This window comes from Pseudorhodoferax sp. LjRoot39 (assembly GCF_964253035.1).
GTDB lineage: Bacteria > Pseudomonadota > Gammaproteobacteria > Burkholderiales > Burkholderiaceae_C > Pseudorhodoferax.
The window spans coordinates 6,285,982-6,304,423 of sequence record NZ_CAXUQL020000001.1 but is presented as its reverse complement, the minus strand read 5'-3'; the positions used below and the strand labels follow the sequence as shown (position 1 = coordinate 6,304,423).

General features: G+C 69.5%; 17 protein-coding genes. 6 read left to right on the top strand and 11 right to left on the bottom strand.

All coding sequences use genetic code 11. The annotated features are described in order from the left end of the window. The first annotated feature begins 31 nt into the window (after positions 1-31). Positions 32-922: a LysR family transcriptional regulator gene (locus ACSQ4M_RS29405; RefSeq protein ID WP_436192919.1), complete on the top strand. Its 891-nt coding sequence runs from the start codon at positions 32-34 to the stop codon at positions 920-922. Here the strand turns inward: ACSQ4M_RS29405 and ACSQ4M_RS29400 are convergent. The 11 genes from ACSQ4M_RS29400 to ACSQ4M_RS29350 form a co-directional block, all read right to left on the bottom strand. Next, entirely contained in the window at positions 891-2,060 is a 1,170-nt protein-coding gene (locus tag ACSQ4M_RS29400; protein ID WP_436192918.1) for a glycerate kinase, read from the bottom strand. The genes ACSQ4M_RS29405 and ACSQ4M_RS29400 overlap by 32 nt on opposite strands. An 8-nt stretch (positions 2,061-2,068) precedes the next feature. After that, a complete protein-coding gene (eno, locus tag ACSQ4M_RS29395) occupies positions 2,069-3,361 on the bottom strand; it encodes a phosphopyruvate hydratase (protein ID WP_436192917.1) in 1,293 nt (430 codons plus the stop codon). A 10-nt stretch (positions 3,362-3,371) separates the two neighbouring features. Then, on the bottom strand, positions 3,372-4,787 hold the full coding sequence (pyk, locus tag ACSQ4M_RS29390; RefSeq protein WP_436192916.1) for a pyruvate kinase: 1,416 nt from the start codon (positions 4,785-4,787) through the stop codon (positions 3,372-3,374). 111 nt (positions 4,788-4,898) lie between these two features. Further along, entirely contained in the window at positions 4,899-5,906 is a 1,008-nt protein-coding gene (locus tag ACSQ4M_RS29385) for a Gfo/Idh/MocA family protein (RefSeq protein ID WP_436194085.1), read from the bottom strand. Then, entirely contained in the window at positions 5,906-6,670 is a 765-nt protein-coding gene (locus ACSQ4M_RS29380; RefSeq protein ID WP_436192915.1) for an SDR family NAD(P)-dependent oxidoreductase, read from the bottom strand. The genes ACSQ4M_RS29385 and ACSQ4M_RS29380 overlap by 1 nt, the downstream gene beginning before the upstream one ends. 80 nt (positions 6,671-6,750) lie before the next feature. Further along, on the bottom strand, positions 6,751-8,049 hold the full coding sequence (locus tag ACSQ4M_RS29375) for a TRAP transporter large permease (RefSeq protein WP_436192914.1): 1,299 nt from the start codon (positions 8,047-8,049) through the stop codon (positions 6,751-6,753). Positions 8,050-8,062: 13 nt separating this feature from the next. After that, positions 8,063-8,656 carry a TRAP transporter small permease gene (locus tag ACSQ4M_RS29370; RefSeq protein ID WP_436192913.1) on the bottom strand — a complete coding sequence of 198 codons (594 nt, stop codon included), beginning with the start codon at positions 8,654-8,656 and terminating at the stop codon, positions 8,063-8,065. 63 nt (positions 8,657-8,719) lie between these two features. Then, on the bottom strand, positions 8,720-9,688 hold the full coding sequence (locus tag ACSQ4M_RS29365) for a TRAP transporter substrate-binding protein (protein ID WP_436192912.1): 969 nt from the start codon (positions 9,686-9,688) through the stop codon (positions 8,720-8,722). Between the two features lie 37 nt (positions 9,689-9,725). After that, entirely contained in the window at positions 9,726-10,607 is an 882-nt protein-coding gene (locus ACSQ4M_RS29360) for an SMP-30/gluconolactonase/LRE family protein (protein WP_436192911.1), read from the bottom strand. A gap of 1 nt (position 10,608) precedes the next feature. Beyond that, the gene (locus ACSQ4M_RS29355; RefSeq protein WP_436192910.1) at positions 10,609-11,436 is read right to left on the bottom strand and encodes an NAD-dependent epimerase/dehydratase family protein; all 828 of its coding nucleotides are present in this window, start codon (positions 11,434-11,436) and stop codon (positions 10,609-10,611) included. Positions 11,437-11,622: 186 nt separating this feature from the next. Further along, a complete protein-coding gene (locus tag ACSQ4M_RS29350; protein ID WP_436192909.1) occupies positions 11,623-12,645 on the bottom strand; it encodes a LacI family DNA-binding transcriptional regulator in 1,023 nt (340 codons plus the stop codon). 121 nt (positions 12,646-12,766) lie between these two features. On the opposite strand from ACSQ4M_RS29350, the gene ACSQ4M_RS29345 reads away from it, so the two are divergent. The 5 genes from ACSQ4M_RS29345 (at position 12,767) to ACSQ4M_RS29325 (ending at position 18,412) form a co-directional block, all read left to right on the top strand. After that, positions 12,767-13,567, top strand: coding sequence for a FadR/GntR family transcriptional regulator (locus ACSQ4M_RS29345; protein WP_436192908.1), 801 nt, complete (start codon positions 12,767-12,769; stop codon positions 13,565-13,567). A gap of 90 nt (positions 13,568-13,657) precedes the next feature. Further along, on the top strand, positions 13,658-14,629 hold the full coding sequence (locus ACSQ4M_RS29340; RefSeq protein WP_436192907.1) for a Bug family tripartite tricarboxylate transporter substrate binding protein: 972 nt from the start codon (positions 13,658-13,660) through the stop codon (positions 14,627-14,629). Between the two features lie 33 nt (positions 14,630-14,662). Next, the gene (kdgD, locus tag ACSQ4M_RS29335) at positions 14,663-15,574 is read left to right on the top strand and encodes a 5-dehydro-4-deoxyglucarate dehydratase (RefSeq protein WP_436192906.1); all 912 of its coding nucleotides are present in this window, start codon (positions 14,663-14,665) and stop codon (positions 15,572-15,574) included. A gap of 60 nt (positions 15,575-15,634) precedes the next feature. Continuing rightward, a complete protein-coding gene (gudD, locus tag ACSQ4M_RS29330) occupies positions 15,635-16,960 on the top strand; it encodes a glucarate dehydratase (RefSeq protein WP_436192905.1) in 1,326 nt (441 codons plus the stop codon). 15 nt (positions 16,961-16,975) lie between these two features. Next, a complete protein-coding gene (locus ACSQ4M_RS29325) occupies positions 16,976-18,412 on the top strand; it encodes an aldehyde dehydrogenase family protein (protein WP_436192904.1) in 1,437 nt (478 codons plus the stop codon). Positions 18,413-18,442: the final 30 nt, after the last annotated feature.

Here is an 18,442-nt window from a genome sequence, read left to right as displayed (position 1 = left end):
AAACTGCCGCGGCAAGCCGAGACCCCGGAACATGGAAATCTACCAACTGCGCGCCTTCGTCGCTGTCGCCCGTGTCGGCCATGTGACTCGGGCGGCCGAGCAACTGCATTTGACGCAATCGGCGGTGTCCAAGCAGCTCAAGGCGCTCGAAGAGGAGCTGGGCGGCCCGCTGTTCGACCGTACCACGACCGGCATGGCGCCCAGCGCCATCGGCCGGCGCCTGCTGCCGCTGGCCCAGCGCACGCTGGACGCCGCGGCCGAACTTGCCCAGGCCGCGCGGCAGCTGCAGGGCCAGCTGTCGGGCACCTTGCGGCTGGGCACCATCGTCGATCCGGCCTCGATCCGGCTGGGCGAGCTGCTCAGCGAGATGCAGCAGCACTGCCCTCAGGTGGACGTGCGGCTGGCGCACGGCATCTCTGGCTCGGTGCTGCAGCAGCTCAAGGCGGGCGAGCTCGATGCCTGCTTCTTCCTGGGTGAGGTGGACGAGGCCGACGTCTCGGCCATCACGCTCGGCCTGGAGTCCTATGCCGTGGTGCTGCCGCCGGTCTGGGCGCCGCGCGTGATGGGGCAGGACTGGGCGGCACTAGCGGCGTTGCCCTGGATCGGCACGGTGCGCGGCAGTTCGCAGACCGCCATCATGGAGCGGCTGCTGCGCCAGCGCGGCCTGTCGCGCCAGACCGTGGCCGAGGCCGACCAGGAGTCCTCCATGCTCGACCTGGTGCAAGCCGGCGTGGGCCTGTGCCTGGCGCGCGAACGGCGCGTGCAGGAGTTGCTGGCGTCCGGCCGCCTCGTGGCCTGGGACGGCGAGCGCATCGCCTGCCCGCTGTCGCTGCTCATGCGGGCCGAGGACGCGGCGCGGCCCCTGCAGGCCGCGCTGCGCGAGCGCGTGTTCAGCGTGTGGCCGGCGGCGGTGCAAGCCTAGCCAGGCGCTGGCCCAGTTGCAGCGCCATGGCGATGTTGCGCGCCGTGGCGCGCACATTGGCGGCGGCATCGCGCAGCGCTTCTTCCACGCTGCAGACGCTGCGAACGGCGCTGAACAGGGCCGCGATGCCGTGCGCGTGCACGGCGCTGGAATCGGGCGTCAGCGCGCCCGACAGGCCGATCACGGGCACGCCATGGCGCGCCGCCACGCGGGCCACGCCGATGGGCGCCTTGCCGTGGATGGTCTGGCCGTCGGTGCGGCCTTCGCCCGTGATGACGAGGTCGGCCTCGCGCACCGCTGCATCCAGTCCCAGCGCGTCGGCCACCACCTCGCTGCCCGGGCGCAGCTGCGCGCCCAGCACGGCGAGCAGCGCCGCGCCCATGCCGCCGGCCGCGCCGGTGCCGGGCACCGCGGCCACGTCCTGGCCCAGGTCGCCCTGCAGCCGCTCGGCCAGGCGCTGCAGGCAGGCGTCCAGCTCGGCCACCATGGCCGGCGTGGCGCCCTTCTGCGGGCCGAACACGGCCGAGGCGCCGCGCGGGCCCAGCAGCGGGTTGGTCACGTCGCAGGCCACGTCGATGCGGCATTGCGCGATGCGCGCGTCCAGGCCGCTGGCGTCGATGCGCTGCAGCCGTGCGAGCGCGGCGCCGCCGCGCGGCAGGTCCTGGCCATCGGCATCGAGCAGGCGCACGCCCAGGGCCTGCAGCATGCCGGCGCCGCCGTCGTTGGTGGCGCTGCCGCCCAGGCCGATCACGAAGCGCCGGGCGCCCGCGGCCAGCGCATCGGCGATCAGCTCGCCCGTGCCGTAGCTGGTGGCGCTGCGCGGGTCGCGCTCGGCCGGCGGCACGGCTTCGAGCCCGCTGGCGGCGGCCATCTCGACCACGGCCAGGCTGTGGTCCGCAGCCAGGCCGTAGCGGGCCGCGATGCGCCGGCCCGTGGCGCCCGTCACCATGACTTCGCGCAGCGCGCCGCCCGTGGCGTCGACGAGCGCCTGCACCGTGCCCTCGCCGCCATCGGCCATGGGCAAGAGGCGGTAGTGCGCCTCGGGGAAGACCTCGCTGAAGCCGGCGGCGACGGCCTGCGCCACTTCGAGCGCGCTGAGGCTTTCCTTGAACGAATCGGGGGCGATCAGGATCTGCATGGCAGGCCTCAGGTGCCGTGGCGCAGCAGCGGGAAGGCGTCGCGGCCCGCGTAGACCGCATCGCGGCCCAGTTCGGCCTCGATCCACAGCAGCCGGTTGTACTTGGCCATGCGGTCCGAGCGGCACAGCGAGCCGGTCTTGATCTGCGTGGCGCGCGTGGCGGCGGCCAGGTCGGCGATGCAGCAGTCCTCGGTCTCGCCGGATCGGTGCGAGACCACGGCCGCGTAGCCGGCCGCCGCCGCCATGTCGATGGCGGCCAGGGTCTCGGTCAGCGTGCCGATCTGGTTGGGCTTGACAAGGATGGCGTTGGCGATGCTGCCTTCGATGCCGCGGCGCAGGATCTCCGTGTTGGTCACGAACAGGTCGTCGCCGACGAGCTGCACGCGCCGGCCCAGGCGCTCGGTCAGCAGCTTCCAGCCGGCCCAGTCGCTCTCGTCCAGCCCGTCCTCGATGGAGACGATGGGGTAGGCGTCGACCCAGCGCGCGAGGTAGTCGACGAAGCCGGCGCTGTCGAAGGCGCGGTTCTCGGACGCCAGCGTGTAGCGGCCGCCTTCGTGGAATTCCGAACTCGCCGCGTCGATGCCCAGGAAGATCTCGCGGCCCGGCGCGAAGCCGGCCAGTTCGATGGCGCGCACGATGGTGTCCAGCGCGGCTTCGTTGGACGGCAGGTCGGGCGCGAAGCCGCCTTCGTCGCCGACCGCAGTCGCCAGGCCGCGCGCCTTGAGCAGGGACTTGAGCGCGTGGAAGATCTCGACACCGTAGCGCAGCGCCTCGCCGAAGCTCGGAGCGCCGATGGGCAGCACCATGAACTCCTGGATGTCGACGTTGTTGTCGGCATGGGCGCCGCCGTTGATGATGTTCATCATGGGCACGGGCAGCGTGAGCGGACCCGCGGGAGCGAGGTGGCGGTACAGGGGCTTGCCCTGCGATGCGGCAGCGGCCTGCGCTGCGGCCAGCGACACGGCCAGCAGCGCGTTGGCGCCCAGGCGCGACTTGTCGGGCGTGCCGTCCAGCGCGCAGAGGGTGTGGTCGAGCGCGGCCTGGTCCAGCGCATCCTGGCCGGCCAGCGCCTGGGCGATCTCGCCGTTCACATGGGCGACGGCGCGGCGCACGCCCTTGCCCTTGTAGCGCGCGGTGTCGCCGTCGCGCAGTTCCACGGCCTCGCGCGAGCCGGTCGAGGCGCCCGAGGGCGCGGCGGCGCTGCCGTAGCTGCCGTCGGCCAGCCGCACGCGCGCCGCCACCGTGGGGTTGCCGCGCGAGTCGATGATCTCCAGGGCCTGGACTTGGGTGATGGTGGACATGCGTGGTTCCTCAAGCCTGGGCAATGTGCAGAAGATTCGTGGTGCCGGCCTTGCCGAAGGGCATGCCGGCCGCGATCACGATGGTGTCGCCAGGCTGCGCAAAGCCTTCGGCGCGCGCAAGCGTGCAGGCGGCCTGCACCATGCCGGGCACGTCGTCCACGTCGTGGGGCACATGCACCGAATGCACGCCCCAGGCCAGCGCCAGGCGCCGGGCCGTGGCCAGGTCGGGCGTCACGCTCACGATGGAGGCGTGCGGCCGTTCGCGCGCGGCGCGCAGGCTCGTGAAGCCGGAGCGCGTGAAGGTCACGATGGCGGCCGCGCCCAGCAGCTCGGCCGACTGCTGCAGCGCGGCGCAGATCGCGTCGCCCATGGTGGGCTGAGGCGCGAAGCCCGAGGCCTCGACCACGGTGCGGCAATGCGGGTCGGCCTCGGCCGCGCGGATGATGGCGTCCATCACGGCCACGGCCTCGCGCGGGTAGCGGCCCGAGGCCGACTCGGCCGAGAGCATCACGGCGTCGGCGCCGTCGTAGACCGCGGTCGCCACGTCCGAGGCCTCGGCCCGCGTGGGCACGGGCGCGCTGACCATGGATTCGAGCATCTGTGTGGCCACGACCACGGGCTTGCCGGCCTGGCGGCAGCTGCGCACGATGCGCTTCTGGATGGGCGGCACCTGCTCGGCCGGCATCTCCACGCCGAGGTCGCCGCGCGCGACCATCACGGCGTCGGACAGCGCGACGATGGCGTCCAGCCCATCGATGGCGGCGGGCTTCTCCAGCTTGGACAGGATGGCGGCGCGGCCCTGCACCAGCGTGCGCAGCTCCTGCACGTCCTCGGGCCGCTGCACGAAGGACAGCGCAACCCAGTCCACGCCCAGCTCCAGGCCGAAGGCCAGGTCGGCGCGGTCCTTGGCCGTGAGCGCCGAGATCGGCAGCAGCACCGAGGGCACGTTGACGCCCTTGCGCTCGGACAGCGCACCGCCCGCGATGACCTCGGTTTCGGCGAAGTCGGCGCCGCAGGCCAGCACGCGCAGGCGCAGCTTGCCGTCGTCCAGCAGCAGGTCGTGACCGGTCTGCAAGGCCGCGAAGATCTCGGGGTGGGGCAGCGGGGCGCGCGTGGCGTCGCCGGGCGTGGGGTCCAGGTCGAGCCGGAAGCGCGCGCCTTCGGCCAGCGTGACCGGCCCGGCGGCGAAGCGGCCGACGCGCAGCTTGGGGCCTTGCAGGTCCAGCAGCACGGCGATGGGCCGGCCGACCTCGCGCTCGACGGCGCGGATCTGGTCGTAGCGCGCCTGGTGGTCGGTGTGGCTGCCGTGGCTGAAGTTGAGGCGGAACACATCGGCCCCGGCCTCGAACAGCGCGGCGATGGTGGCGCGGTCCGAGCTGGCGGGACCGAGCGTGGCAATGATTTTTCCGTGGCGTTGGCGTCGCATGGGGCGGGGCATCCGGGTCGGTGGGTGGCAGATGCGGCGACTCTAGGCACCGCAGGCCCCGTTGACCAATGGCATTGCGGCAACACCGCCATGCCCCGCAGGAATGACGCCCTACAGCGTGACCGGCGCGCCCGCGTGCGAGGAGCGCAGCACGGCGTCGATCAGCCGGTGCACCTCCAGGGCCGAGGCGCCGTCCGTCAGCGGCGTGCGCTGCGCGGCGATCGCGGCCAGGAAGTCCTGGATCACTGCGCGGTGGCCCGCGTGGTCGAAGCCCATGAGGTTGGCGCCCGCGCCCGATGCCTGGGCCTGGCCGACCAGCAGCGGCTCGGCGCCGGCCCGCTCCACACGCAGCCCGCCCGCTTCCAGCGTGGCGGTGCCGCGGGTGCAGTTCAGCGCGATGCGTTCGGGGTAGCCGGGGTAGGCCGCCGTGGTCGCGTCGATCACGCCGATGGCGCCGCCGGCCCATTGCAGCAGCGCGCCCGCCGTGTCCTCGGTCTCCATGCGGTGCAGGCGTGTGCCGACCAGGCCGGTCACGCGCGCGGGCAGGCCGGTCAGGTGCAGCAGCAGGTCCAGCGTGTGGATGGCCTGCGTCATCAGCACGCCGCCGCCGTCGCGCGCCAGCGTGCCGCGGCCGGGCACGTCGTAGTAGCTTTGCGGGCGCCACCAGCGGATGGAGGCCGATGCGCCCAGCAGCGTGCCCAGTTCCCCGGCCTGCAGCATCGCGGCCAGATGGCGCGCCGCCGGGCTGGCACGGTGCTGCAGCATCACGGCCAGCTGCACGCTGTGGTGCGCGCAGATGGCGACCAGGCGTTCGGACTGCGCCAGCGTGAGTTCCAGCGGCTTTTCGACCAGCACATGCTTGCCCGCTGCGGCGAGCTGCTCGACGATGGCCAGGTGCGTGTGCGGCGGTGTCAGCACCAGCGCCGCCTGCACGCTGGTGTCGGCCAGCACGTCGTCCAGGCGCGTGGTGGTGCGCGCGCTGGCCGGCAGCCCGGCAGCAGCCAGGCGCGCCAGGTCGCGGCCCCAGACCCAGGCCACCTCAGCTTCGCCGCGCAGGTCGTGCAGGCTGCGCAGATGCGGTGGCGCGGCCACGCCCGCGCCGATCACGGCGATGCGCATCACGGCATGTACTGGCCGCCGTTGACTTCCAGGATCTGGCCGGTCACGTAGCCCGAGAGTTGTTCCGAAGCGAGGTACAGGAAGGCGCCGACGCATTCCTCGGCCGTGCCGAGCCGGCCCATGGGAATGCTGGCCTTGAAGTTCTCCAGCATCTGGGCCGTGGAGAAGCGGTCCTGGAACGGCGTGGCGATCACGCCCGGCGCGACCGCGTTGACGCGGATGCGGTCGGGCACCAATTCCTTGGCCAGGCCACGCGTGGCGGTGCTGATGAAGCCCTTGGAGCCGGCGTACAGGTAGGCGCCGGGCCCGCCGCCATTGCGCGCGGCCACCGATGTCACGTTGATGATGCTGCCGCCGCGGCCCTGCTGGCGCATCAGCGGCACCACCTCGCGGCAGAACACCAGCGCCGACAGCGCGTTGACGTGCAGCACCTCGTCGAACAGCGCATCGGTGAACTCGGCGATGGGCGCGCGCTGCACCAGGCTGCCTGCGTTGTTGACGAGGATGTCGATACCGCCGAAGGCCTGCACCGTGGCCGCCACGCAGGCCTGGATGGCCGCGCTGTCGCGCACGTCGGCGCGCAGCGCCACGGCCTGGCCGCCGCCCTGCACGATCTGTGCGACCACGGCCTGCGCCGGCCCTTCGCTCTGGTTGTAGTGCACCACCACCTTGCAGCCCTGCGCGCCGAGCGCAGCCGCCACGGCGGCGCCGATGCCGGTGCTGGCGCCCGTCACGAGCGCGGTCTTGCCTTTGAGGTCTTGCATGCGGTTCCTTGTCTCTGCAGGTGTTCATGGTGCGGCTGGCAGCTGGGTGTCCTGGTGGCCGTTGCGCTGCCGGCCGTGGCTTACTTCGGTGCGTTCAGCAGGTTGGGCAGCCACAGCGAGAACGCGGGCACGTAGGTGACCAGCATCAGGCAGGCCGTCAACGCGCCGTAGAAGGGCAGGATGGACTTCATCACCTGCCCTACCGATACCCCGCCGATGGCACACCCCACGAACTGTGTGACCCCCACGGGTGGCGTGTTCAGGCCGAGCGCGCAGTTGATCAGCATCACGATGCCGAACTGCACCGGGTCCATGCCGAAATGCTGGGCGATGGGCAGGAAGATCGGCGTGCAGATCAGGATGGTGGCGGCCATGTCCAGGAAGGTGCCCAGCACGAACAGCAGCACGTTGATCATCAGGAAGATCATCCACGGGCTGGTGGTGACCGACTGCATCAGCTCGCCGGTCTTCTGCGGCACCTCGTACAGCGCCATGAAGTAGCCGAAGGCCGAGCTGATGCCGATCAGGAGCAGCACCACGCCGGTGGTCTTGCAGGCCTTGGCGCAGGCCTTGAGGAAGTCCTTCCACGACAGCGAGCGGTAGACCAGCACCGTGACCAGCAGTGCCCACAGCACGGCCGTGGCGGCCGATTCGGTGGCCGTGAAGATGCCCGACAGGATGCCGGCCAGGATGATCACGACGATCAAGAGGCCCGGCATGGCGCCCAGGAAGGACACGATCACTTCCTTCCAGCCCGGGAACTTGCCGCGCGTGGGGTAGCCGCGCTTGACGGCCACGTAGTAGGCAGCGATCAGGTTGCAGATGGTCAGCAGCAGCGCCGGGATCACGCCCGCCAGGATCAGGCTGAACACGCTGACCGAGGCGATGCCCGTGGTCGCCAGCGTGAAGATGATCAGGTTGTGCGAGGTCGGCATCAGCGCGCCGACGAGGGCGGCGTGGGTGGTCACGTTCACCGCGTAGTCGGCGTCGTAGCCTTCCTTCTTCATGAGCGGGATCATCACCGAGCCCATGGCCGAGACGTCCGCCAGCGGCGAGCCGGCGACGCCGCCGAACAGCGTGCAGCCCAGCACGTTGCTCATGCCCAGGCCGCCGCGCACATGGCCGACCAGGCTGTTGGCGAAGCGCACGATGCGGTCGGCGATGCCGCCGTACAGCATCAGTTCGCCGGCGAACACGAAGAACGGGATCGCCAGGAACGAGAAGATCTGCATGCCGCCCACCATCTTCTGGAAGACGATGGCAATCGGCATGCCCGAATACAGCACGGTGGCCACCGAGGCCAGGCCGATGGAGAAGGCCACGGGCACGCCCAGCACGAGCAGCACCGCGAAGACGATGGAGAGAACGGTCAGTTCCATGTTGTTCTTTCGGTCAGTACCAGGACGGCACGACTTCTTCGTGGCGCAACAGCGCGACGATGTGTTCGATGCTGAACATCACGATCAGCACGCCGGCGATGACCAGCGAGAGGTAGTCGATGCCCACGGGCATCTGCAGCATGGGATCGAGCTCGTCCCACTTGAGGCGGGTCCAGAGCCAGCCGCTCTGCACCATGATGCCGCCGAACAGCGCCACGAGCGCGTGGATCAGGATCTCGATCTTGAGCCGCAAGCCTTCGGGCAGCAGCGAGACCAGCGACTCCAGGCCGATGTGGCCGGCGTCGCGCACGCCCACGGCCACGCCCAGCGCGGTCACGTACAGCACGAGCTGCAGCGCCAGCGCTTCGGCCCAGGTCGGCGTGTCGTTGAAGACGTAGCGGCCGACCACCTGGACCTGCACGCTGACGATGATGCCGACCAGGCCGAAGATGGCCAGGACCAGGCTGGCCTTGCTGAGCGCGCCGCACAGGCGCGAGTACCAGTGGGTGGACGGCGGACGGTCGTGCGTGGGGTCGATGGCGAGGGCGACCGGCGCGGCGGCCGCGCTGGTGGCGGCGGCGGTGGCCGACGGCAGGGGGGTGTTCATGGCAGCTTCCGGTGAGGGGCGTGCCGCCACTGCACGGGATGCAGTGGCGGCACGCGGCGCGTCTTACTTGTTGTCCTGCACGGCCTTCACCAGGCGCTGCAGATCGGGCGTGGTGATGAACTTGGCGTAGACGGGCTGCATGGCGGCCTTGAAGGAGGCCTTGTCCACGTCCTTGACAATGGTGGAGCCGGCCTTGACGACGATGTCCAGCGCCTTGGCTTCCTGCTCGTCCCACTTCTGGCGCTGGAAGGTCACGGATTCCTTGGCGGCCTTGCGGAACAGGGCCTGGTCGGCCGGGCTCATCTTGTCGAAGATGGCCTTGGAGATGACCAGCATCTCAGGCGCCATGGAGTGCTCGGTGTGCGAGTAGAACTTGACCGCCTCGTAGTGCTTGAAGCCTTCGTACGAGGGGATGTTGTTCTCGGCCGCATCGATCAGGCCGGTCTTCAGCGCGGTGTAGACCTCGCCGGTGGGCATGGGCGTGGCGTTGGCACCCATGGCGCCGACCAGGGCGACCCACAGGTCGGACTGCTGCACGCGGATCTTCAGGCCCTTGGCGTCTGCCAGGGTCTTGACGGGCTTCTTGGCGTAGATGGAGCGCGCGCCCGAGTCGTAGAAGGCCAGGCCGACCAGGCCCTGGCTCTCGCAGCCCTTGAGGATTTCTTCGCCGATGGGGCCGTCCAGCGTCTTGCGCATGTGGGCGATCGAGTCGAACAGGAAGGGCATGGTGGGCACCAGCGTCTTCGGGCAGATCGAGTTCAGCGAGCTGATGTTGACGCGGTTCATCTCCAGCGCGCCGATCTTGACCTGGTCCAGCGTCTCCTTCTCCGAGCCCAGTGCGCTCTTGTTGAAGACCTTGATGGTGTACTTGCCGCCGCTTTCCTTGGCCAGCACCTGGCTCATGTGCTTGACGGCCGCCACGGTGGGGTAGTCGTCGCTGTTGTGCACGTCGGCCGAGCGGAACTCGACGGCCTGGGCCGACAGGGCGAAGGCGCTGGCGGCCAGCGCGAGAAGGGTTTTGGTGCGGGTCATTTGTCGTCCTCTGTGGTGGTGGTGAAGGGGAAGGGGATCAGGTGGCGAAAGCCGGTTCCGCGATGCCCTGGGTGCCCGGGGTCAACGCGAACACGCCGCCGGCCAGCGGCTGGTCCGACAGGTCGCCACCCGGCCGGATCGAGGTCACATACAAGGTGTCCAGCCGCGGGCCGCCGAAGGCGCACATCGCAGGCTTCTTGACCGGCACAGCGAGCGACTTGTCGAGCCGGCCGTTGGGCGTGAAGCGGTGCACGAGGCCGGCGTCGTTGCCGCAGATCCAGTAGCAGCCGTCCACGTCGATGGCGGCGCCGTCCGGGCGGCCCGGCAGTGCGGTCATGTCGACGAACAGGCGGCGGTTGGAAGGCGTGCCACTGGCGGTGTCGTAGTCGAAGGCCCAGATGCTTTGTACCTGGGGATGCGAGTCCGACAGGTACATGGTCCTGCCGTCGGGGCTGAAGGCCAGGCCGTTGGGCACGATGAAGTCGGTCAGCTGGGCGGGCAGGGCGGTGTCGCCGGTGCCGTAGCGGTACCAGGCGCCGGCGCGGATGGCGGCCGCCATGTCCAGGCACATGGTGCCGGCCCAGAAGCGGCCCTGGCGGTCGCAGCGGCCGTCGTTGAAGCGCATGGCGGGGGCGCCGTGCTGCACGGCGGCCAGGCGTTCGGCGCGGACCTGGCCGTCGTCCTGCAGCTGCAGTGCGAACAGGCCGGTCTCCATGCCCGCGAGCCAGCGGCCCGGCGTGGCCGTGGCGGCGATGCAGGCCGGCATCTCGGCCGTGGCCCAGTGGCGGTGGCCTTGCGACGGCGACCAGCGGTGGATGGCCTTGCCCGGGATGTCGACCCAGTACAGCGTCTGCTCGCCCACGTGCCAGACCGGGCTTTCGCCGGTGCCGTTGCGGGCGTCGAGGATCAACTCTGCCATCTCAATCACCGAACGGGCCCTGGGCCGTGAACGCGCCGCCCTGGTAGATGGCGTTGGGGTCGTTCGCGGCCACGGGCGGCTGGGCTTCCACCTTGGCGCGGAAGGGCTCCGAGCTGTCCTTGGGCGTCCAGCCGAGCTTGGCGGCGGCGTGGTTGTCCCACCAGACTTCCTTGTTGGCCGAGGCGCCGTAGACCACGGTGTGGCCCACGCCCGGCGTGAACAAGGCCTTCTCGACCAGGGCCGTGAGGTCGTCGTAGCTGAGCCAGGTGCTCATCATGCGGCGGTTCAGCGGCTCGGGGAACGAGGAGCCGATGCGGATGCTGACGGTCTCGATGCCGTAGCGGTCGAAGTAGAACTGCGCCATGTCCTCGCCGAAGGACTTGGACAGGCCGTAATAGCCGTCGGGCCGGCGCAGCACGTTGGCGTCCAGCGGATCGGTCTGCTTGTAAAAGCCGATCACGTGGTTGGAACTGGCGAACACCACGCGGCGGACGCCATGGCGGCGGGCCGCCTCGTAGACGTTGAAGATGCCCTTGATGTTGGCCTCCAGGATCTCCTCGAACGGCCGCTCCACCGACACACCGCCCAGGTGCACGATGGCGTCACAGCCGGCCAGCAGCGCATCGACGGCCTGCTTGTCGGCCAGGTCGCAGGGCACGACTTCCTCGTGCGCACCGCGGGCCTCGCCGAGGGCGGCGATGTCGGACACGCGCAGCACCTGCGCATAGCGCACCAGGCGCTCGCGCAGCACCTTGCCCAGGCCGCCGGCGGCCCCGGTCAGGAGCAGGCGCGGGAGGCGGGGCGCATCGGAAGAGGTCGAAGTGGGCATGACAGCAAAAGATGGGACGTGGATTCAGCGGGCGACCAGAGCGGGCTTTCCAGAAGTTTCGTGTTGCACCAGGGCAGGGAAACACGATAAGAAAGGTAAACGTTTAACTAGTCTTGAAAAAAATACGCCAATAGGCGAATGAGGGTGATCGTCCTGCAGCGGTGCGATGCCGTCAATCCCTGCAAGCTAATCGTTTACCCTAGTCCGTCGTGGCCCGGTGGACTCGCGCGCGACGATGCGGCTCTGCAGCACGTCGTCCTCATGCAAGGAGGGCTGCCCCTTGATCACGCCGACCAGCTTGCGCATGGCCAGCTCGCCCGTGGCCTCGCCCATCATGTCCACGCTCGTGAGGGCCGGGCTCACGAGCCGACCGTAGGCCAGGTTGTCGAAGCCGGCCACCGAGACCTGCTCGGGCACGCGGATGCCCAGCGACTTGGCCTCCACCAGCAGGCCCATGGCCAGGAGGTCGTTGTAGGTGACGATGGCGTCGTCCAGCTCCTGCGACAGCAGCACCGTGGAGGCCAGGCGCTCGCCTTCCTCGGCCGATGGCGCCGTGGCGTCGAAGGTGCGGAAGTGCGCGTCCACGCCCTTGAAGGCGTCCTTGAGCCCGCGCTCGCGCTCGAAGCTCCAGCGCGCGCCCGAGAAGCCCAGGTAGCTGATGCGGCGGTGGCCCAGCTCGCGCAGATGGCGGCCCAGCATCAGCGCGGCGGCATAGTTGTCGCAGCCCACGTTGTGGTTCTTCTCGTAGGGCGAGGGCCGGCCGTAGAACACCACGGGCGTGCCGCTGTCGAACAGCGACTCGATGGCCGGCGCCGGCAGCCGCGCGCTGACGATGAGGCCGTCCACGCGCCGGCGCAGCGACTGCAGCACACCGAGTTCGGGCGAGGTGCTTTCCTCCGCGTCCGCGATGATCAGGTTGAGCCCGGCGCTGGCGGCCTGGCGCGCGGCGCCCTTCACGAGGCTGGTGAAGTAGGGGTTGCGGATGTCCAGGATCACGATGCCGACGTTGCCGGTCTGGCCCGTGATCATGCCGCGCGCCATCGGGTTCAGCGAATAGCCCAGCTGGCGCACGGCCTGGGCGATGCGGGCCTCCACCTCGGCCGTGAAGCGCTGGTTGCCGTTGACGAACTTGGAGACCGTGGCGGTGGAGACCTGGGCTGCCTCGGCCACGTCGCGGATGGTGGCGGCGCGCTTGCGCGGGACTGTCATGGATGGATCGACCGGGAAGTGACGCAGGGCGCGAACCATGCCACAGAAGGGCGGTCGCGGGAAATGCGGGTCCACCCATGGTCTGTTGTCGTACAACATTCAGACGAACTATGATGCGCCCATGTCCACGCTGTCAACCGGGCCGACCGCTGCGCCCGACACTGCCACCGCAGCGCCGTTCGCGGCGCCGGTGGTGCGCCGCCGCGGCCGCGGCCTGGCCCATGGCCTGGTGGACGATCTCTCGGAGAAGATCCGCAGCCAGCAGCTGCGCACCGGCGACAAGCTGCCGACCGAGTCGGCCATCATGCAGGCCTATGGCGTGAGCCGCACCGTGGTGCGCGAGGCGCTGTCCAAGCTGCAGGCCTCCGGCCTCGTGGAGACGCACCACGGCGTGGGCACCTTCGTGCTGCCGCCGCGCGCGGCCGGCATGTTCCGGCTGGAGGGTTCGGACATCGCCACCACGGTCGATGTGCTGGCCGTGCTGGAGCTGCGCATCAGCCTGGAGACCGAGTCGGCGGGGCTGGCCGCGCTGCGCCGCACCGAGGAGCAGCTGCGCGGGCTGCGCGAGGCGCTCGACGCGTTCGAGACCAACGTGGTGGCCGGCGGCGACACCGTCCAGCACGACTTCAGCTTCCACCTGCAGATCGCCCAGGCCACGGGCAATCCGTACTTCGCCGACATCATGGGCCATCTGGGCACCACGCTGATTCCGCGCACCCGCGTGAGCGCGATCCGCAACCACGACCGGCGTGGCGAATACCTGGTGCGCGTGAACCGCGAGCACGAGGAGATCTACGCCGCCATCGCCCGCCGCGATCCCGATGCGGCGCGCGCCGCCATGCGCATCCACCTGACCAACAGCCGCGAGCGGCTGCGCCTGGCGCAGGAAGCTGCCCAGCGCTCGGCCGGCGCACCGGCCTGAGCCCTTGCAATAAAAAACTTGGCAGTGGCTCGTCTTTGGTTGTACGATGACTGACTTCATCGCACCCGCCCGATCCCGAGGAGACCTTTGATGCAACTGAAACGCCGTGAACTGTTGGCCGCCGCTGCCGCCTCCGTCGCCCTGCCGAGCTTCGGCCAGGGCAAGGACAACTGGCCGAGCAAGCCAATCCGCATCGTCGTGCCCTACCCGCCGGGTGGGTCGTCGGACATCATCGCGCGCGCCATCAGCGTGCCGCTGGCCGACGCGCTCAAGCAAACGGTGATCGTGGAGAACAAGGCCGGCGCCAACGGCAACCTGGGCGCCGACTTCGTCGCCAAGTCCCAACCCGACGGCTACACGCTGCTGCTGTGCGACGTGGGTGCGCTGGCGATCAGCCCCTCGGTCTACACCAAGCTCGCGTTCGATCCGTCCAAAGACCTGCGTGGCGTGACCATGCTGGCCTACTCGCCGCACCTGCTGGTGGTGCACCCGTCCGTGAAGGCCAACAACCTCAAGGAACTCGTGGCGCTGTCCAAGACCACGGACCTGAACTTCGCCGTCACCGCCACCGGCAGCGCGCCGCACCTGGCCGGCGTGGCGCTGGAGCGCGCCACCGGCGCCAAGTGGGTCTACGTGCCCTACAAGGGCGGCGTGCAGGCGATCCAGGACACCGTTGGCGGCCAGACCCAGGTGCTCATGAACGGCATGCTGGCCACGCTGCCGCATGTGCAGAGCGGCAAGCTCAAGCTCTTGGCCGTGTCCAAGGGCACGCGCATGCCGCTGGTGGGCGAGACGCCGACGATTGCCGAGCAGGGCGTGCCGGGCTACGAATCGGGCACCTGGCAGGGCATCCGCGTGGCCAAGGGCACGCCGGACGCCATCGTGCAGCGCCTGAACAAGGAACTGATCACCGTGATCCGCTCGGCCGACATCCGCTCGCGCCTGGCCGGGCAGGGCGCCGAGGTGGTGACCATGGCCCCGGCCGAGGAAGAGCAGTTCTTCGCCAAGGAACGCGCCCGCTGGGCCACCGTGGTGCAGGCCGCCAACATCAAGCTCGACTGATTTTTTGACCCACCCGACAACGAGGACACCGACATGAACCCGCAAGAACTCAAATCCATCATGGGCTCCGGCCTGCTGTCGTTCCCGATCACGGACTTCGACGAGCAGGGCAACTTCCGCCCCAAGACCTACATCGAGCGCCTGGAATGGCTGACCCCCTACGGCGCCAGCGCGCTGTTCGCGGCCGGTGGCACGGGCGAGTACTTCTCGCTGGCCGGCGAGGAATACAGCCAGGTCATCAAGACGGCCGTGGACACCTGCCGCGGCAAGGTGCCCATCATCGCTGGCGCCGGCGGCCCGACCCGCACCGCCATCGCCCATGCCCAGGAAGCCGAGCGCCTGGGCGCCCACGGCATCCTGCTGCTGCCGCACTACCTGACCGAAGCCGGCCAGGAAGGCCTGATCGAGCACGTGGCCCAGGTCTGCAACAGCGTGGACTTCGGCGTCATCGTCTACAACCGCGACCGCACCAAGCTCACGCCGCAATCGCTGCGCATCCTGGCCGACCGCTGCCCCAACCTCATCGGCTTCAAGGACGGCGTGGGCAACATCGAGACCATGTCCTCCATCTTCATGGCCATGGGCGACCGCTTCTCCTACCTGGGTGGCCTGCCGACGGCCGAGGTCTATGCCGCGGCCTACAAGGCGCTGGGCACGCCCGTCTATTCGTCTGCTGTCTTCAACTTCATCCCGAAGACGGCGATGGACTTTTACAAGGCCGTGGCGGCCGACGACCTGCCCACGCAGCACAAGCTGCTCAAGGAGTTCTTCATGCCCTACCTGGCCATCCGCAACCGCGTGGAAGGCTACGGCGTCTCCATCATCAAGGCCGGCGCCAGGATCGTCGGCCACGACGGCGGCCCGGTGCGCGCTCCGCTGTCCGATCTGAAGCCGAACGAGATGGAAGAGCTGGCTGCGCTGATCAAGAAGCTCGGCCCGCAGTAAGCTCGGAGCCTCCCGGGGCCCGCCACAGTGACGGGCCCCGCGCCCTTTCAGGAGACCCTCGTGTCCACCCCCATCGTCAAAGACCTGCGTGTCGTGCCCGTGGCGGGCCACGACGACATGCTCATGAACCTGTCGGGCGCGCACGGCCCGTACTTCACGCGCAACCTGTTGATCCTGACCGACAACGCCGGCCACACCGGCGTGGGCGAAGTGCCCGGCGGCGAGAAGATCCGCCAGACGCTGGAAGACGCCCGCGCGCTCATCGTCGGCCAGCCCATCGGCAACTACCAGGCCGTGCTGAACGCCATGCGCACGCAGTTCGCCGAGCGCGACAGCGGCGGGCGTGGCCTGCAGACCTTCGACCTGCGCGTGGCCATCCACGCCGTCACCGCTGCCGAGTCCGCCTTGCTCGACCTGCTGGGCCAGCACCTGGAGGTGCCGGTCGCGGCCCTGCTCGGCGAAGGCCAGCAGCGCGATGCCGTGCAGATGCTGGGCTATCTGTTCTACGTGGGCGACCGCGACAAGACCGATCTCGCCTACCGCCGTGAGCCCGAGGCCGACAACGCCTGGTTCCGCCTGCGCCACGAGAAGGCCATGACGCCCGAGGCCATCGTGCGTTTGGCCGAAGCGGCCCAGGAGCGCTACGGCTTTCAGGACTTCAAGCTCAAAGGAGGAGTGTTGCGCGGCGACGAGGAGGTCGAGGCCGTCGTCGCTCTGCACGAACGCTTCCCCGAGGCCCGCGTCACGCTGGACCCCAACGGCGGCTGGCTGCTCAAGGACGCGATCCGCCTGGGCCAGCGCATGCGCGGCGTCGTCGCGTATGCGGAAGACCCCTGCGGCGCCGAAGGCGTGTTCAGCGGCCGCGAAGTCATGGCCGAGTTCCGCCGCGCCACCGGCCTGCCCACGGCCACCAACATGGTCGCCACCGACTGGCGCGAGATGGCGCACAGCCTGTCGCTGCAGTCGGTCGACATCCCGCTCGCGGACCCGCACTTCTGGACCATGGCCGGCTCGGTGCGCGTGGCCCAGCTGTGCCAGGCCTTCGGCCTGACCTGGGGCTCGCACAGCAACAACCACTTCGACGTCTCGCTGGCCATGTTCACGCACGTGGGCGCGGCAGCTCCTGGCAAGGTCACGGCCATCGACACGCACTGGATCTGGCAGGACGGCCAGCGCCTCACGAAGGAGCCCTTCAAGATCGAAGGCGGCTACGTGCAGGTTCCCAAGAAGCCGGGCCTGGGCGTGGAGCTGGACATGGCCGAGGTGGAGAAGGCGCACCAGCTGTACCTGCAGCACGGCCTCGGGTCGCGCGACGACGGCGTGGCCATGCAGTACCTGATCCCGAACTGGAAGTTCGACAACAAGCGGCCCTGCATGGTCCGCTGAACCTGGAGTCAATCGATGCAAAACCATGACAACCTGATCAACGGAGAATGGGTCGCGGGCAAGAGCTACAGCCCCAACCTGAACCCCAGCAACCTGGCCGATGTGCTGGGCCAGTACACCCAGGGCGATGCGGCCCAGGTGGACGCGGCCGTGGCCGCCGCCACCGCAGCCTTCCCGACCTGGGCCACCGGCTCGGTGCAGGCCCGCAGCGACGCGCTGGACAAGATCGGCACCGAGATCCTGGCCCGCAAGGAAGAGCTGGGTACGTTGCTGGCGCGCGAGGAGGGCAAGACCAAGGCCGAAGGCATGGGCGAGGCCGCCCGCGCCGGCCAGATCTTCAAGTTCTTCGCCGGCGAATGCCTGCGCCTGGCTGGCGAGACGCTGCCCTCGGTGCGCCCCGGCATCGGCGTGGAGATCACGCGCGAGCCGGTCGGCGTGGTCGGCCTCATCACGCCGTGGAACTTCCCCATCGCCATCCCGGCCTGGAAGATCGCCCCGGCCCTGGCCTTCGGCAACTGCGTGGTGCTCAAGCCCGCCGACCTGGTGCCGGGCTGCGCCTGGGCGCTCGCGGAGATCATCAGCCGCTCGGGCATTCCGGCCGGCGTGTTCAACCTGGTCATGGGCCGCGGCAGCGTGATCGGCAATGCGCTGGTCGGCCATGCCGGCATCCATGCCATCAGCTTCACGGGCTCCACCGGCGTGGGCCGCAACATCGCGCTGGAGTGCGTGAAGGCTGGCAAGAAGGTGCAGCTGGAGATGGGCGGCAAGAACCCGCAGGTCGTGCTGGACGATGCCGACCTGAACCAGGCCGTCGAACTGAGCGTGCAGAGCGCGTTCTACTCCACCGGCCAGCGCTGCACCGCATCGAGCCGGTTGATCGTCACCGACGGCATCTACCCCAGGTTCATCGAGGCGATGAAGCTGCGCATGGCCAAGATCAAGGTCGGCGACGCGCTGGCGCAGGGCACGGACATCGGCCCGGTCTCCAGCCAGAGCCAGCTCGACCAGGACCTGGAGTACATCGCGATCGGCAAGGGCGAAGGCGCCACGCTGGCAGCCGGCGGCGAACGCCTGAAGCTTTCCACCGACGGCTTCTACATGAGCCCCGCGCTGTTCAGCGAAAGCGCCAAGACCATGCGCATCAACCAGGAAGAGATCTTCGGCCCGGTGGCCAGCGTGATCCGCGTGAAGGACTACGAGGAGGCCCTGGCCACGGCCAACGACACCGAGTTCGGCCTGTCCGCGGGCATTGCCACCACCAGCCTGAAGTACGCCACGCACTTCAAGCGCCACAGCCAGGCCGGCATGGTGATGGTGAACCTGCCGACGGCGGGTGTGGACTACCACGTGCCCTTTGGTGGCCGTAAGGGTTCGAGCTACGGCCCGCGCGAGCAGGGCAAGTACGCGCAGGAGTTCTTCACCACGGTGAAGACGGCCTACACGCTGGCCTGAGCGCGCGAGACGGGAACGGCGACGACAGGG

Excerpts from the sequence above, each read along its gene's own strand:
- ACSQ4M_RS29380 (WP_436192915.1), bottom strand. The coding sequence starts at position 6,670 with ATGCAAGACCTCAAAGGCAAGACCGCGCTCGTGACGGGCGCCAGCACC.
- ACSQ4M_RS29360 (WP_436192911.1), bottom strand. The coding sequence starts at position 10,607 with ATGGCAGAGTTGATCCTCGACGCCCGCAACGGCACCGGCGAAAGCCCG.
- ACSQ4M_RS29325 (WP_436192904.1), top strand. The coding sequence starts at position 16,976 with ATGCAAAACCATGACAACCTGATCAACGGAGAATGGGTCGCGGGCAAG.
- kdgD (WP_436192906.1), top strand. The coding sequence starts at position 14,663 with ATGAACCCGCAAGAACTCAAATCCATCATGGGCTCCGGCCTGCTGTCG.
- ACSQ4M_RS29370 (WP_436192913.1), bottom strand. The coding sequence starts at position 8,656 with ATGAACACCCCCCTGCCGTCGGCCACCGCCGCCGCCACCAGCGCGGCC.
- ACSQ4M_RS29340 (WP_436192907.1), top strand. The coding sequence starts at position 13,658 with ATGCAACTGAAACGCCGTGAACTGTTGGCCGCCGCTGCCGCCTCCGTC.
- ACSQ4M_RS29400 (WP_436192918.1), bottom strand. The coding sequence starts at position 2,060 with ATGCAGATCCTGATCGCCCCCGATTCGTTCAAGGAAAGCCTCAGCGCG.
- pyk (WP_436192916.1), bottom strand. The coding sequence starts at position 4,787 with ATGCGACGCCAACGCCACGGAAAAATCATTGCCACGCTCGGTCCCGCC.
- ACSQ4M_RS29365 (WP_436192912.1), bottom strand. The coding sequence starts at position 9,688 with ATGACCCGCACCAAAACCCTTCTCGCGCTGGCCGCCAGCGCCTTCGCC.
- ACSQ4M_RS29345 (WP_436192908.1), top strand. The coding sequence starts at position 12,767 with ATGTCCACGCTGTCAACCGGGCCGACCGCTGCGCCCGACACTGCCACC.
- ACSQ4M_RS29355 (WP_436192910.1), bottom strand. The coding sequence starts at position 11,436 with ATGCCCACTTCGACCTCTTCCGATGCGCCCCGCCTCCCGCGCCTGCTC.
- ACSQ4M_RS29385 (WP_436194085.1), bottom strand. The coding sequence starts at position 5,906 with ATGCGCATCGCCGTGATCGGCGCGGGCGTGGCCGCGCCACCGCATCTG.
- ACSQ4M_RS29375 (WP_436192914.1), bottom strand. The coding sequence starts at position 8,049 with ATGGAACTGACCGTTCTCTCCATCGTCTTCGCGGTGCTGCTCGTGCTG.
- ACSQ4M_RS29350 (WP_436192909.1), bottom strand. The coding sequence starts at position 12,645 with ATGACAGTCCCGCGCAAGCGCGCCGCCACCATCCGCGACGTGGCCGAG.
- eno (WP_436192917.1), bottom strand. The coding sequence starts at position 3,361 with ATGTCCACCATCACCCAAGTCCAGGCCCTGGAGATCATCGACTCGCGC.
- ACSQ4M_RS29405 (WP_436192919.1), top strand. The coding sequence starts at position 32 with ATGGAAATCTACCAACTGCGCGCCTTCGTCGCTGTCGCCCGTGTCGGC.